13 protein-coding genes are annotated in these 14471 nt (G+C 69.0%); 1 reads left to right on the top strand and 12 read right to left on the bottom strand.

What is annotated here, in order from left to right; genetic code table 11:
* Positions 1–256: 256 nt before the first annotated feature.
* The 10 genes from AB0J88_RS20515 to AB0J88_RS20470 form a co-directional block, all read right to left on the bottom strand.
* Complete coding sequence (locus tag AB0J88_RS20515) at positions 257–1315, bottom strand: Gfo/Idh/MocA family oxidoreductase (protein WP_364353321.1); 1059 nt, start codon at positions 1313–1315, stop codon at positions 257–259.
* A gap of 583 nt (positions 1316–1898) precedes the next feature.
* Entirely contained in the window at positions 1899–4403 is a 2505-nt protein-coding gene (locus AB0J88_RS20510) for a S8 family serine peptidase (RefSeq protein WP_364737983.1), read from the bottom strand.
* 52 nt (positions 4404–4455) lie between these two features.
* The gene (locus AB0J88_RS20505) at positions 4456–7380 is read right to left on the bottom strand and encodes a M20/M25/M40 family metallo-hydrolase (RefSeq protein WP_364353315.1); all 2925 of its coding nucleotides are present in this window, start codon (positions 7378–7380) and stop codon (positions 4456–4458) included.
* Positions 7381–7708: 328 nt separating this feature from the next.
* Positions 7709–8983: an MFS transporter gene (locus AB0J88_RS20500; RefSeq protein ID WP_364353312.1), complete on the bottom strand. Its 1275-nt coding sequence runs from the start codon at positions 8981–8983 to the stop codon at positions 7709–7711.
* A gap of 3 nt (positions 8984–8986) precedes the next feature.
* On the bottom strand, positions 8987–10405 hold the full coding sequence (locus tag AB0J88_RS20495; RefSeq protein ID WP_364353309.1) for an FAD-dependent oxidoreductase: 1419 nt from the start codon (positions 10403–10405) through the stop codon (positions 8987–8989).
* 17 nt (positions 10406–10422) lie between these two features.
* Positions 10423–10908 carry an N-acetyltransferase family protein gene (locus AB0J88_RS20490; protein WP_364353306.1) on the bottom strand — a complete coding sequence of 162 codons (486 nt, stop codon included), beginning with the start codon at positions 10906–10908 and terminating at the stop codon, positions 10423–10425.
* Positions 10908–11231 carry a metalloregulator ArsR/SmtB family transcription factor gene (locus tag AB0J88_RS20485; protein ID WP_364353303.1) on the bottom strand — a complete coding sequence of 108 codons (324 nt, stop codon included), beginning with the start codon at positions 11229–11231 and terminating at the stop codon, positions 10908–10910. Before AB0J88_RS20485 ends, AB0J88_RS20490 begins: the two co-directional genes overlap by 1 nt.
* Before the next feature lie 18 nt (positions 11232–11249).
* Positions 11250–12488 (bottom strand): M28 family peptidase, encoded by a 1239-nt coding sequence (locus tag AB0J88_RS20480; RefSeq protein ID WP_364353300.1) that lies wholly within the window; start codon positions 12486–12488, stop codon positions 11250–11252.
* Complete coding sequence (locus tag AB0J88_RS20475) at positions 12485–12724, bottom strand: hypothetical protein (protein ID WP_364353297.1); 240 nt, start codon at positions 12722–12724, stop codon at positions 12485–12487. Before AB0J88_RS20475 ends, AB0J88_RS20480 begins: the two co-directional genes overlap by 4 nt.
* 31 nt (positions 12725–12755) lie before the next feature.
* Positions 12756–12902: a hypothetical protein gene (locus AB0J88_RS20470; protein ID WP_364737950.1), complete on the bottom strand. Its 147-nt coding sequence runs from the start codon at positions 12900–12902 to the stop codon at positions 12756–12758.
* A gap of 104 nt (positions 12903–13006) precedes the next feature.
* Between AB0J88_RS20470 and AB0J88_RS20465 the strand changes: the two genes are divergently transcribed.
* Complete coding sequence (locus tag AB0J88_RS20465; protein ID WP_364353294.1) at positions 13007–13369, top strand: metalloregulator ArsR/SmtB family transcription factor; 363 nt, start codon at positions 13007–13009, stop codon at positions 13367–13369.
* On the opposite strand, the gene AB0J88_RS20460 is transcribed toward AB0J88_RS20465, so the two are convergent.
* Together AB0J88_RS20460 and AB0J88_RS20455 are read right to left on the bottom strand one after the other, a co-directional pair.
* On the bottom strand, positions 13370–13780 hold the full coding sequence (locus AB0J88_RS20460) for an arsenate reductase ArsC (protein ID WP_364353291.1): 411 nt from the start codon (positions 13778–13780) through the stop codon (positions 13370–13372).
* Entirely contained in the window at positions 13780–14451 is a 672-nt protein-coding gene (locus AB0J88_RS20455) for a three-helix bundle dimerization domain-containing protein (RefSeq protein ID WP_364353288.1), read from the bottom strand. Before AB0J88_RS20455 ends, AB0J88_RS20460 begins: the two co-directional genes overlap by 1 nt.
* Positions 14452–14471 lie beyond the last annotated feature (20 nt).

Genomic DNA, 14471 nt, shown 5'->3' with positions numbered 1-14471 from the left:
GTCATCCGCCCGCCGCCGCAGAGGACCCCATGTGCGACGTATGCGGCAAAATTGGTGGTGGAGGTTACGCTGCCCGACCACCCCGACGTTTCCGTCAGCCTGAACAACCTCGCCATGGTGCTGCAAGATCTGGGGGTCTGGCGGCGGCGCGGATGTTGGCCGATCGGCGTTGGAGGCCCGGTGGGTTGAACGGAGGTCACCGGGACAACCAGCGGCTTGGTGGCCAGTGAACCTTCGTCCGGCTGGCCGGGCAGCCTCAGGATCCGTTCGCGGCCTTCCGCACGGTGTCGAGCAGACGCGTGAGCCGGGCCGCGTCGTCGAGCGACGGTGCAGTCACCGTGCCAGTGTCGATGTCGTCGCGCAGCGCGGCGTACACCCCGGCGGTGTTGACTACCGACTCGCGCAGGCCGGCGGTCTCGCCACCTTCGATGTCGACGGGGTCGCCGTCGCGCACCAGCCGCAACGAACCAGCCTGGAAGCCCCGCTCACTTCCGCCCAGGAGATCGAGCGCGCCTTCTTCACCGTACAGCTCCAGGCGGAACGGACAGTCCTCGGCCGGGCGACCACCGACCACTTCGACGGTTACCGGCGTGCGGCCGGCCCGTCCCCGCACCAGGACGTGATCCGGCAGGCTCCGGTGCAGCCGCCGGTCCGTGCCGTCCACCCGCAGCTCGGGATACTGGGTGCTGAACTGGGCGGTGATGTCGCCGAGCGGGCCGAGCAGGACTTCCACGAGATCCAAGGTGTGCGCCAGTTGGATGGTCACCAGGTTCATCCCGACCGTGGGGTCTTCTAGTGCGACCTGGCTCGGCGACAACCGTTCGCCGAAGGCCGCGGTGGACGAATAGACCGTGGCGCTCAGGACGCGGCCGATGGCCGACGCCTCCAGTAGCCGCCGCAACTCGGACACCGCCGGATTGAATCGCGCCTGCAACCCCACTGCCACGTGCGACGAGGCGCCGGCCGTGACCGCCCTGATCCGGGCGCCTTCCGCGGAGTCGACGCCGACGGGCCACTCGGTGAGGACGTGCTTGCGGGCGTGGACCGCTGCGGTGATCAGCCCACGGTGAGCCGGCACCGACGCGACGACGCCGACGACCTCGACCGTCTGATCCGCGATCAGATCCGCGGCGTCACCGTACGCCCGCTCGACGCCGAAGGCTGCGGCCGCGGCGTCGGCGGTTTCCTGCGACCGAGTGGCCACGGCGGCCAGGCGTAGTCCCCGCAACGCTTGGATGGCAGGCACATGCGATTCCCGGGCCCAACCACGGCTCGCGTTCACGCCGATGAGTCCGACACCATATTCGCCGGTCATGGGGCCTCCCATCTTCGCTGTCACCACGCGTTGTTTTGTTTCATTTCATCAAGATTGCTCATCTTGGGAGTGTCGCCCAGCGGCGCTCGGAGGCGCAGGGATTCCCGCCGTTGTGCCGTAAGTGAGCCTTGACGAGGCCTTTGTAAGGGTCCGGCGCCACGCTCCGACGCGGTTGCTACCGACGCAGGTCGCTGCGCTGAATGCAGCTACTGCTGGGGCGTGGTCCTCGTCGATTACTCCTGCGGGATGCGCCCCGATCGGAGATGTCCTTGCCTTATGGCGTTGTTCTGCTCTTCAACGGCACCATGGGCAGAGTCTCGCAGCTTCGGCCATCGCCCCTGCGGGCTGCCTTCTCTGTCGCGATCTACGCGCGTCCCCGCCGCGGACGAAAGGATCGGTCGCCGTAGCGCGACCACTTCACCGTTGCTGGCGCCGAGACGGACGGGTGGCCTAAGGACGCGCCCGATGAGGGCACAGACTGCAGGTCGCCGACCGGCCGTCCGCGGTTTGGCCTCCGACATGGCAAAGGCGTGGCCAGCCAGGCTCGGGCGAACCTGAGCCTGGCTGGCCACGCCACGTCCGGCTAGACGCCGGCGGACCCTGCCCCGGGCAGCGTCCGCACGACGGTCAGCGTCACATCGCCGTGTCGGTAGGACACCCTGAACAGGTGGCGGCCCGCGTTCAGGACCCGCCCTTCCGGCAGGGAATGGAAGCGGCCCTTGATCGTGTCGCCGCGCATGATCGTCAGGACCGTGCCCGGGGTGAGGCGCGCGCGGATGTCCAGCTCGAGTTCGCCGTCCAGCACCAGGTCACCCTCGGCCCGCACGCTCGTGTAGTCGTGGTCGCCGGAGATGGTGATGGCAAGGCGACCCGCTCGGCTGACGGTCACGTCGCCGCCGACCTTCAGGACGTTGCCGGGTGCGACGTCGGTCAAGGTGAGGGACGCCGCGGACGCCGCTTCGTCGGACGACAGACCGGGCTCCAGCACGCCGCGGTCGACGTCGATGCTGCCTGCCACGAGACCGGTGCCGCCGAGCGTGCCGCCCTTGACCTCGATCGAGCTCGCGTGCGAGCCCGTGATCGAAAGCTTGCCGCCTTCAACCCTCGTGCCGCCCTTGTACGTGTTGTCGCCCGTCATGACCAGCGTCCCGTGGCCTCGCGTGGTCAGCGAAGCCACGTAGAGGCGGTTGTCGATCTTGTGCTTGATGTAGGCCGCGCGGGCGTCCATCCATTCCTTGCGCCACTTGACGGCGTCCTCGTGGGTGATCTTGTCGTACAGCTCGGGATGGCCGTCGGTAAGGGCTTGGATGTGGGGATCGGCCAGGATGCCCTGGAGCATGAACGCCTGTTCGTCGAGGGTGCCGTCCGGGTGCAGCACGTTGGGGCTGAACTCACCGGCGTAGTCGATGCCGTGCCGCTTGTAGCCGGCGAGCCACTCCCTGTCTTCCTTTTCCCTCGCCCTGATCGCTATCTCGCTGATGTCGTTCGACCACACGTCCAGGGGCGCTTTGTCCATGGTGTAGGTCATGGGGCCGAGGAGCTGGCCGGGTCCGTACATGCCCTTGGCCAGATCGGGAATCCCCCAGCCCCAGCGTTCGTCCGGAAGACCGTCGGGAGCGGTCCAGGCGATGGACGCGCCGGACGGGGGGGTCTGCCCGGTGCCGAGGAATCTCACGCCGTCGGACATCTTGTTGTTCGCCGTGGTGAACATCAGCTCACGTACCTGCTTGGCGTCCATGTTGGGGTAGCGGGAGAGCAGGACCCCCATCACCGCGGTCGCGACGGGCGTGGCCGGTGACGTGCCGCTCGAGTTCGAGTAGTTGGTGTCGCCGGCGCTGCTCGTGGTCCGAACGCTGTTCGAAGGGGTCGACACGGTCCACCATTTGGCGAGCCCCGCCTCGTTGAACCCGAACTGCTTCGTGTATTCGGGATTGGTCGCGGTGGGCGGCTGCACGCCGCCGACGGCTACGAACTGGTTCTCCGCCCAGGGATTGAAGAGGGGGTACGACGGGCGGAAGAAGGGGTTGCTCCAGTCGTTGTTGCCGGCCGACCTCACGTTGACCGTGCCGCTGTCCTTGATGGCATCCCAGATGGCGTCCATAAAGGACCGTCCGGGGTACCTCGGGTTGTATTGCTCGCCGCCCTCCGAATAGCAGATCTTGAAGAAGAAATACTGGTACTCCAGGTCCTTCAGGAGCTCGTTGGGGAGGATGGTCGCCATCGCCGTGGCACTGACGCTGTCCTTGCCGGCCAGCTCGTACGCATTGGCGAGATTGCCACCGACTCCAAGATCTTTTCCGAGGCCGTCGAAGCGAGACCTGTCCAAGGTCTGGACGAAAGAGCCCCAACTGCTGTTGATGACCTGGGCGCCGGCGTCGACCAGAGCCTTGTTGGCCGTGTACCAGTACACGTAATCGTGGAAGGGGCCGTGCGACTGAGTGTCGGAACCGCCGGTCTTGGCGACATACATCGTCGCCCCGAAGGCGATGCCGTGTTGTTCCTTGCCATCGCGGATGCCGGAAGTGACTCCGAGCATTCCGGTCCCGTGCGAGTAGTCGGTTGTGCGCGCCTGATCGCCGGCCACGGTGAACGGCTCGCCCGCGGTGAACGGGTTTCCCGGGGTTGCCGTGTTCCGATACCCGAAGCCGGACGTGCCGTAGACACCCTCCGCTCTCACCGGAACGATCAGCCCGGTCTGAAACGCTTCGTGGGTGGTCCGGTAGCCCGAGTCCATCATGCCCAGGTCGACGCCCTGCCCGAAGTAGCCGAGGGCGTACGCGGTGGACGCGTTCACCGCGACGAGCTGCCACGGGGAATCGATCGCGGTGCCGGGATTAGCGGGATTGTGTCCGGTGTAGTAACCGTATTCCGGCGTTTCCCAACTGGCCTTGGCGGCAGCGAACTCCTCCGGACGCGTGGCGACGAAGCCGGGGTCTCCCGGGTACGTCGGCACGCCATCGGGCGTCAAGGTGGGACCGGTCCTGGACGATGCCGAGGCGAATCCGGCCGGAAGGAACGCGATGCCCGCTCCGGCGGCGAGGGCGCCTCCCACTCGCTGCAGGAACTGTCGCCGACTCGTGTACCTCATGCTCATTCCGGCTCCTTCCCGAGGGGTCGATATCTTTGACGGACTGGGACGGTCATACGAGGTGGATCGACCGCACCTGGGTGTTGCCCTTGGTCTCGACGTACACCCGGTAATCGCCGACCTGGTACATGCCAGCAGCGTTGTTGTTGATGGTGAACGCGGCCGTCACCGGAGTCTCGCTGCCGTCGACATGGGTCTGCTTCACCGTGATGGTCAGCTCGTTGGTGTTGCCGCTCAGCTTCTTCACGACGGCCGACGGTGTCGCACCGACGACCGCGTTGGCGACTGTCACGTAGACGGCGTCGGGTGAGGAGAACTCCGCGTTCTTCTGCCCGTCACCGAACTGGAAGAAGCCCCGCTGTTCGATGGCACCGCGCCCGGGGAACGGATCGGGGTTCGAGGCCAGGTAGGTCGGGTTGACCGTGTAGAGGTCCGTCTTCGAATCCGCGAGGACGGGCCGCACCCCGGTGTACGGCGCATCGGTGATCGCGAGGTTCACCGACAGGTAGATGGCGTTGCGGTTCGTGGCCGAGATGCGCGACGAGAAGTATTTGTCCGGGCTCTGCCCCGCGGGAACGGCCAGCGGCACCACCTGGTCGCCGACGCGGATGTTGAACCGGAAGTCGCCGTAGCCGCCGGCGCGGAACTTCTCCCAGGCCGCGTCCGACATGTAGCCGGGCCGCTCCACCTTGAACTCCAGCCGCATCGGTGCCACGTACGTGCTGTTCAGGTACTCGGTGTCGGTCAGGGGCAGGTAGACCCCGCCCGGGGCGTGCCCCAGCGCGAAGGCCGCTGCCGTCGGGGCCGAGTTGCCGCGCACGTTCCACATGGGCACGTTGAACGAGGTGGCGGCGAGCAGGGCCTGGCCGTCCAACTGGCCCTTGTCGACGGCGGCCGTCGCGTCCTTGAAGGTTCCGATCGTGACGTCGAGCAGGTCGAGGTCGGCCCGGTCGGCGTTCAGCCCGGGCATGTCCGCCCACATGAACTTGGCACCGGCGGGCCCTGAGTACCGGGCCATCTCCAGCATGCCATCGGCCATGATCTTGGTCATCTGGACTGCCGAGTCGACCTTCATCCGCTCGTTGGCGGTGTGCCACCAGCGCTCGTTGCCCGGGATGACGGCGCCGAAGGCGGTCATCTTGTTCCGGAAGCTGCTGGCCAGGGTGCCACCGGTCGTGCCTTGCGGATAGGTCACGTCCATGAGGGAAGCCGGATCCGCGAACTCCTTCGGGTTGCCGTTGATCGAGGCCCGGTAGCTTCCGAACTGGAGAGCGGTGAGCGGGTTGTCGTGGTCGACGTACAACCCGGCGCCGATCGGCGCGCCGAGGTCGCCGATGGTGAATCCCTTCGCCTGGAACGCGGCCGTGACCGCCGCGGTCGCCTGGCTGGAGTCAGCCGCGTTGACGTGCATGCTGCGCACGAACATCGGCAGGCTGAGGGTGCCGGAGGCGTCGGTGTAGAAGGGCGTCGGCGTCTCCGAGTTGATGCCGCCCATGAGGGCGAAGGTCAGGTTCGGCGTGCCGTTGCTCGGGTTGCGCAACAGGTTCGTCGGGATGCCCATGTACTTGCCGATGTAGGCCTCGCCTTCGACACCGTCGCGGAAGAACAGGTCGGTGATGCCGTCCGCGGCCTTCTTCAACTGCAAGTCGTCGGCTCGCACCGCGTCCAGTCCCGTGGAGAGCAGGTACATCCCCCACACGACGGCGTTCTTGCCGTACTGCGGGGTCGGCATCTCCATCGCCACATCGGTATTGATCTCCAGCGTGAGCGAGTCGCCGGTGATCGTGGTCTGCACCTTGGGCGTGGTGCCGCGAGCGGCCGGGAGCCAACCCTTCTTCCTGGCGGCACCGGTGATCGCCGACGCGAATCGCTCGCGGTCGCCGTCGCGCACGCCGGCCACGTCGAGGGTGAAGATGGCCCGCGAGGCGATCTGCGTGGTGCTGCCGTACGCGATGTCCTTGAGGGTCGGGTCGCATGCGCGCAGCGTGACGCCAGCGGTGGCAGCCGTCAGCCGGAAGGGCTTGGCGCTGTCCGCGGACAAGCTCATCGCCACTGACGGGGTGACCGCTCCGGAGTTGCCGACGATGACTGGGAACCGCGAGTCCGAGGTGTAGGCCGCGATCGGCATCTCTTCCCGGTTGAGGTTCTTGTAGGCCCAGTTGTCGTAGAAGCTCGGGTTCGAGTTGTACGGAATGGACTGGAAGGTGGCGGTGTTCGTTGTCGACGGCGTACCAGGACCACCGTCTTCGTAGATCCCCATGACGATGCGGATGCGTCGGTCGACCGGCAGCCCCGCCTCGAGCAGCGCCTTGGCCGCGAGCAGCGTCGCGAGCGTCGGGCCGCTGTCGTCCTGCAGGCCCGCCCCGTAGACCCAGCCGTCCTGGACATACGGAGAGTGATAGGCACCAGGAGTGCCGAGGTTGCCATCGGCGTCCCGCCAACGCGCGAGCTGGGCCGGCGAGACGGAGGCCGTCGGCGAGTCGAGGTGACTCAACGCCATGACCATCTCCGGGGCGTCCGGGTCACCGATCTCCGCGTAGACGTACTTGTCGGGTTGGCGCTGGACGACCACCGGGAACCCCAGGTCGGTGGCCAGCTTGACCACCCAGGCGAGCTTGGCGACCTTGCGGTCGTACTCGTGTTGGTTGGCTTCGGTGTTGCTGACCGGGAAGGGGTACGCCGTCGCGGCCGTGCCGCCGCGGGAGATGGAGTCATAGCTCGACCCGTCCAGCATCGCCCCGATCAGGGTGAGCGGGTCGTAGCTGCCGTCCCCCGCCCGCGCGCTGTTGACGCGTCCAGCCAACGCCTCGACTTCCGCGTGGATCGCGTCGCGCTCGGCGTCGGTCACCGACAGGTCGTAGGTGACACTCGGCTCGAAGCGCTCCTTGCCGGAGCTGGTCGCGGACGCGTTGGCCGGCACACCCATGGACAGGAGCAATGACGTGGCAAGTGTCAGAGCAAGAGGCTTCTTCCGCATCTCCGCGATCTCCCTGAACGGTCAGACCCAGATCGTCGCTGTACGCGAGCAACGACCACTGCCAGCGCTGCCGGCTTCGTTACGTCACCCGGTGCGCCAGTTCGTCCATCATGGACGGCAACGTCGGCCTGTCGCGCTACGGAAGGGACACCTCCACCCAACTCCAGACGAGGCCGCTCGGTTGGCCTCGATATTAATGATCTTTGGTGATTCTGTATCCCACAGTTATCTCGCCGTTACCTCGACCCGCAGCTCGGTGCTGGCCCCCGGCAGCCGCGTGCGACCCGCTGAGCAGGTCACAGAGCAGCCGGGCGCCGCCCGGGTAGCGCTAGCGGACCGTCGGCTGACGCCCTTGTCGGATGTCTGGCGCGGGAGTTCTTGCCCGCGCGAGGATGCCGATCGCGGCGACCAGGCAGACGAGCCCGATGGCGGCCAGGACCGGCGAGTAGCCACCTGAGACTCCCAGCAGCGACGCCGCGGCGAACGGAGCGGCGGCTTTCGCGAGGGTCACGGGGGTGGCCAGGGCGCCGGCGATCGTGGCGTAGGCGCTCGTGCCGTAGCGGTCGGCGAGCAGGGCGGGCGCGGCGAGGCTGGCGACGCCGAACCCGATGCCGAAGGCGGTGACGCCGGCGGCGGCTCCGATGCGGCTGGCGGCGATGAGCGGGAGCATGAACGCCGCGGCGGCCTGGATCGCGAAGATGGCAGCGACGAGGGCGGTGAGCGGGGCGCGGCGTTGGCCACCGGTCAGCAGCAGTCGCCCGGTCACCGACAGCACGCCGAGCAGACCGGCGATGGTGGCCGCGAAGGTGGCGGGGTGGCCCGCGCTGGTGAGGAAGCCGACGAGGTGGATCGTCATGGTGCTCATCGCGGCACTGTGGGCGACGAACGCGACGGCGAGGAACCAGAAACGCGGATCGTGGAGCGCGGCGCGGACGACCGGCCGGCGCGCCGCCGCGGTCGATGACCGTTGGCCGGAGTGCTCGCGCGGCGGCCGCCGGATGACAAGCGCGTGGAGCGGGACAGCCACGGCTCCGTAGACCGCGGCGAGGACGAGCAGGGTCGTGCGCCAGCCGTGTCGGTCTTCGAGATATCCGGTGAGTGGCATGAAGATCGTGCTGGCGAATCCCGCGACGACGATCATCACGAGCAGTGCCCGCGCGCGGCGGTCGGGCTCGAACCACGAGACGATGACAGCGGTCGCCGGTTCGTAGAGCGCCATCGCCATCGCGACCCCGAGGGCGGCGAAGACGAGATAGAGCTGGCCGACGGTGCGCACCTGGGACCAAGCGACGAGCAGCAACGCGCCCGCGCCGGCACCGGCTGTCATCAGCGCGCGACCGCCGTGTCGGTCGAGCCATCGGCCGACGGGTACGGCCGCGGCCGCCCAGGCGAGGATCGCGGTGGTGAGGGCGCCGGTGACGGTCGCCGGTGAGGCGTGCAGGTCGGCCGCGATCGGGTGGAGCAGGACGGCGAAGGCGTAGTAGAGCGCGCCGTACCCGATGGTCTGGGTGATCGCGAAGACGCCGACGATCCGCCAGCCGTGGAAGGCCGGGTGACGGCCGCCGACCGTCTGGTCGGCGGCCGTTCTCGTCGGCGTCGACATCGGTCAGCCGCAGCAGCCGCCGGTGTCGTCGGAGCCGGCAGGTTGGGCGACCGAGATCAGTGTCAGCGGGGCGCGAAGCAGTCCGCCGGAGATGCCGGTGGAGAGGCCGCGCCCGGTCGGCTCCGCGGCCACCGTGGTCCCGCAGCATCCGCCCCCGCCGGCGATGGTGTCGCTGTCGATCACGGGGTTGCTGTTGCAGACACCGGTCTCGGGCAGGTCGAGCTGGACGTCGCGGGCCGCTGCCCAGTCACCGTCGAGGGCGGCGACCACTGACCGTGCTTGTTCGTAGCCGGTGGCGAGTAGGAAGGTCGGCGCGCGCCCGTAGCTCTTGACGCCGATGGCGTAGAAGCCTGGCTCGGGGTGGGCGAGCTCGTCGGCGCCGTGTGGTGGGACGGTGCCGCAGGAGTGCAGGTTCGGGTCGATGAGTGGGGCCAGCGCCCGGGTGGAGCCGAGCACCGGGTCGAGGTCGAGGCGCAGCTCGGAGACGAACGTGTGGTCCGGCCGAAATCCCGTGGCCGACACGATGCGGTCCGCAGTGATGTCGGTGGCACTGCCCGATACCCGTACCTGGCCGGTGTCGATCGGTTCGATGCGCTCGGCGGCGAATCCGGTGACGAGCTCGATGGTGCCGGCTTCGACGTGGGCGCGCAGGCGTGACCCGAGGGCGCCGCGTGCGGGCAGGGCGTCGGCGGCCTCGCCGCCGTAGGTGCGTGCCGGGCTGGTCGAGCGGATCGCCCATACGACCGTGGTGCCCGGTTCCTGCTCGGCGAGCTCGGCCAGGGAGAGCAGGGTGTTGGCGGCGGAGTGTCCCGCGCCGATGACCAGGGTGCGCTTGCCCGCGAACCGGCTGCGGTCGGTGCCGAGGACGTCGGGCAGCGCGTGTTCCACGAACCCGGCCGCGTCGGATTCGCCATGGGCCGGGATGCCCGACGCGCCGAGGACGTTCGGGGTGGTCCAGGTGCCGGAGGCGTCGATCACCGCGCGGGCGAGCAGGTCCTCGCCGGTGGCCAGGCGGACCAGCAGAGGCGTGGTGTCGCGGCCGGCGGTGCGGACGCGGTCCATGCCCTGCCGGGTCACGGCGACCACGCGGGCGGCGTACCGGATGTGGGGCTTGAGCACAGGAAGGTCCGCGAGCGGACGCAGGTAGTCGTCGGCGAGTTGCCCGCCGGTCGGCAGGACGTCCGGGTCGGGCTCGACCCAGCCGGCGTCGGCGAGCAGGCGACGGGCGGCGGCGTCGACGTTGTATCGCCAGGGCGAGAACAGCCGCACATGGCTCCATTGCCGGACGCTGCTGGTTGGTTCGTCCCCGGCTTCGACCAGGACGAACGGGATCTGGCGCTCGGCCAGGTGCGCGGCGGCGGCCAGTCCGACCGGTCCGGCGCCGATGACGACGACGGGTAGGTCGTCCAGGGGCGTACTCACGGAATATCTCCCTTGTCTTAGACGGTGGGGCTGCGGCGCTCGAGCAGGATCACGTCGCGCCACCGGTCGTGATGGCGGCCGACCCGTTCGCGGGTGCCGATGACGCGGAACCCGGCGCGGCGGTGAAGGGCCAGGCTGGTGCTGTTCTCGGGAAAGATGCCCGACTGGATCGTCCAGATGCCGGCGGCCTCCGTCGAGGCGATCAGCGCTGCCAGCAGCGCCCGGGCCACTCCGCGGCCTTGTGCGGTGGGGTCGACGTAGACGGAGTGCTCGACGACCCCCGCGTAGACCGGGCGGGCGGAGACCGCCGACACGGCGATCCAACCGACCACGGTGCCGTCGTCGTCGACCGCGACGTGCCGGTGGGCGGGCAGCTTGGCCGCGTCGAACGCCGGCCAGGTCGGCGCGGTCACCTCGAAGCTGGCGTCGCCGGTGTCGAGGCCGGCCTGGTAGATGCGCAGCACCGCCTCCGCGTCGGCTGGCGCCATGGGACGAATCCGCATCAGCAACCCACCGGGCCAGGTGCGGGCCTGCCCATCACCACGTCGGCGGCCGAGGGGAAGCAGTCGATGCAGGTCTGGTTGATCCGGTAGTGGCGGGCGTTGCCGACCTGGTCGACGAGCACGAACCGGACCTCGGTGAGGATCTTGAGGTGCTGCGACACGGTCGATTGCGCCAACGCGACCGCGGCGACGATCTCGCCGACGCTCATCGGCCGTCCCTGCCGAGCCAGGTACTCCACGATCTGGACCCGACTCGGGTCCGCGAGCGCCCGGAACCACGACGCGTACTCCGTGGCGACCGCCCGGTCCAACAGCTCGTACATGATCCACCAGCTTCATCGTTAATCGCCGATCAACGATGAAAGCTTAGTCCGGGACATGCTCGCCAGCCACCCGGTCGCGACGACGAGCCGGCAGATGGCGACCATGGTGGCCGGGTCGACGCGCTCGGCGGTGTCGGCCGGGCTGTGATAGCCCGCCATCCCCGCGCCGATCCCGACCGCCGCGAGACCAGCGGCGGCATAGCGGCGGTTGTCCGAGGCGACCGGCCCCGCCGTGAGCGGCAGCCCGGTGTGTCGCGCCGCCTGGTCGAGCACGGCGAGCAGGCCGTGCGCAGGACCCCCGGCCTCGACAGCGGCTGCCTGGTTCAGGTGACCGGCACCGTCCACATTGATCACCAATGGCTGGGTGGTGTCGGCCGCGAGTCGGGCGGCGTGGTGCGCGGAACCGAGCGCACCGGCCTCCTCGCCGTCGAGCAGGGCGACCGACAGGCCGACACCTGGCGGGAGACCCGCGGACAGGATCCGGGCCGCTTCGCAGACCACGGCGACTCCACTGGCGTTGTCGGCCGCCGCCGGCTGACGCAGCCCCGGATGGTCGCCGACACCGTCGTAATGCGCGGTCAGCAGGAGGTCGAGGCCGTCCGGTGTCGCCTCGCGTACGCGGGAATGAAGGTTGGCTCCGTCGACGTCGACGCGGCGGATCGGTGTGCTCGCCGCCCACGTGCTGCCCGCCGCCTCGCTCAGCCGTGCGTGCAGGCTGGCCTCGACGCCGAGCACGGGCAGCGGCCCCGGATTAGGTCCAGCCAGCATCGTGTAGTGCCAGCCGTCCCCGTCGACAGCTCGCCCGACCAGCAGACCGAGCGCGCCCGAAGCGTGCCGGTAGGCGTCGGTGAGAGCCATCGCGGCTGGAACCACCAGCCACCGCCCGGCCGGATCGTCGACGCCGGCCAGGCCCAGCGGCCCTTCCCTGTCCTCGGCCACGTCGGCCGAGGACAGGTGGACCATCACATCGCGGCCGAACAGCAACGGGTACGTGGAGGTGTGGTCGCGCCAGCGGGCCGTCGGTGCCGCGTAGACGTCGGGCACCGCCCGCACCGGGAACGCGTCGGTGGTCACGGTCCCGCCGGCTGCCACCAGGCGGTCGGCCAGCCACGCGCGGGCCGCGGCCCCACCGCTCGTGCCGACTCTGCGGCCGGTGAACGGCGCGTCGGCCAGGGTCGCGACCGTGGCGGCCATGCGCCCGCCGGAGACTCCGGCGAGGAGCTCGTCCAGGCCGGGGTCGCTCGATGCGGCACTCATCCGCAGCACCCGTTGCCAGTCGCGACGGCGTCGGCCTTGGCCGCACTGCCGCAGCAGGCGCTCTCCGCCTTGGCCTCGGCGGCGGTTCCGCAGCAGGTCGTGGCGGACGCATCTGCTGGCTCGGGCAGGGACAGGGTCGCCTGGGCAGGGTTGCCGCAGCAGCCGCCGGTGCCGCCGACCGAGAGTGCGGCGGCCGGGTCACCCACGAACCCACCCTGCGTCTTGGCGTCAGTCATGATCTTCTCCTTCTCGTCGGGGTTACGTCGGTCAGCGGGGTCCGAGCGCTGCCGCGAGGTGCTGCCGGGCGCGCTCGTGTCGTCGCCGAGCCCGTTCGTCGGCCGTGGTGACCTCGGCGCAGCTGTCACAGAACTGCACTCCTGCTTCGGCGACCGACCTGCGACTGATCCGGAACATGGCTCTCTCCTCGCAACTGAGCAGCCTGTCTCGAAGAACTTCGAACTAGATGGCTGTCTAAACAGAGAGTTGCACGCTGTTTCGAGATCTGTCAACCTAGAGGCATGTCAAAACAAGCGGCGGCGCTGCCCCTCGTCGACCTGAACGCGGACGCGCCGTGCTGCCCTCCGCTCGCCACCCGCCGCATCCCGGCGGAGACCGCGGCGGTTCTGGCGCCGGCGTTCAAAGCGCTCGGCGACCCGGTCCGGCTGCAGCTGATGTCGATGATCGCGTCGGCCGACGGTGGCGAGGCGTGCGTCTGCGACCTCACGCCGGCGTTCGAGCTGTCCGGGCCGACGATCTCCCACCACCTCAAGACCCTGCGCGAGGCCGGTCTTGTCGACGCCGAGCGCCGTGGGACGTGGGTCTACTACCGCGCCCGGCCAGGCATCATGCGTCAGCTCGCGGGCCTGCTGGCCACGGAATAGTCACGCGGGAAGGATCTCGGCGGTCAGGGACTGCACGCGGGTACGGATGTCGTCGCGGATGCGGCGCACAGCCTGGATGTCCTGGCCCGCCGGGTCGTCGAGCTCCCAGTCGAGGTGGACCTGGCCGGGAAAGTACGGGCAGACGTCGCCGCAGCCCATTGTGATGACCACCGTGGATGCTTCCGAATCGGCCGGCGTCAGGACCTTCGGCCGCTGGTCGGTGATGTCGATCCCGACCTCCGCCATCGCCTCCACCGCCACCGGGTTGATCTGGTCAGCGGGAGCCGATCCAGCCGAACGGACCTCGACCCTGTCCCCAGCGAGGTGCCGGAGGAAGCCCGCGGCCATCTGGGAACGGCCGGCGTTGTGCACGCAGACGAACAGGACGCTGGGTTTCGTACTCGTAGTCATCAGGCGGTGCGCTCCTCGTTCGTTGCGAATAGCTCTGTCATGAGGTCTCGGACGCGTCGGTCGATCTCGTCGCGGATGGGTCGCACCTGGCCGATCGGCAGCCCTGTCGGGTCCGGGAGCTCCCAGTCGAGATAGCGCCTACCTGGATAGACGGGGCACGCGTCGCCGCAGCCCATGAGCACGACGACGTCGCTGGCTCGAACGATCTCGTCGGTCAGCGGTTTAGAGAACGCGTCAGCGATGTCGACACCGACCTCTGCCAGCGCGTCCACGATCGGCGGGCTCATCGAGCCGGCAGGCACAGAACCGGCGGAGCGCACGTGGACGCGACCGGCCGCGTGGTGGTCGAGAAGGGCTGCCGCCATCTGCGACCGGCCAACGTTGTGGACGCAGACGAAGAGCACCTCAGGGACGCCGGTGACGATTGCGCCCTGATTACGGGCGACAGCGGCAAGCCGGTCGGTGGCGAAACGGACCGCCAGGTTGGGCAGGTGAATGGTCACGGTGGCCGTCTCGGCCAGGAGGGCGTACGACTCGTCGAGATAGCGCAGGATCGTCTCCAGGGAAAAGACGCCCCGGTAGGTGTCGGCGAGATGATCGCCCGCGCGGGCGAGGGTGGCGTCCGGGTGCAGCAGCGTGGGCAACTCTCGGTCGGTGTACGAATCGGTCATGGTGTCCCCCCGACGGGTAA

Origin of the sequence: Asanoa sp. NPDC049475 (genome assembly GCF_040676915.1) — a bacterium.
In the GTDB taxonomy this organism is placed as follows: Bacteria; Actinomycetota; Actinomycetes; order Mycobacteriales; family Micromonosporaceae; genus Asanoa.
Note: the sequence above shows the minus strand (reverse complement) of the source record. Positions and strands in the feature narration are given on the sequence as shown.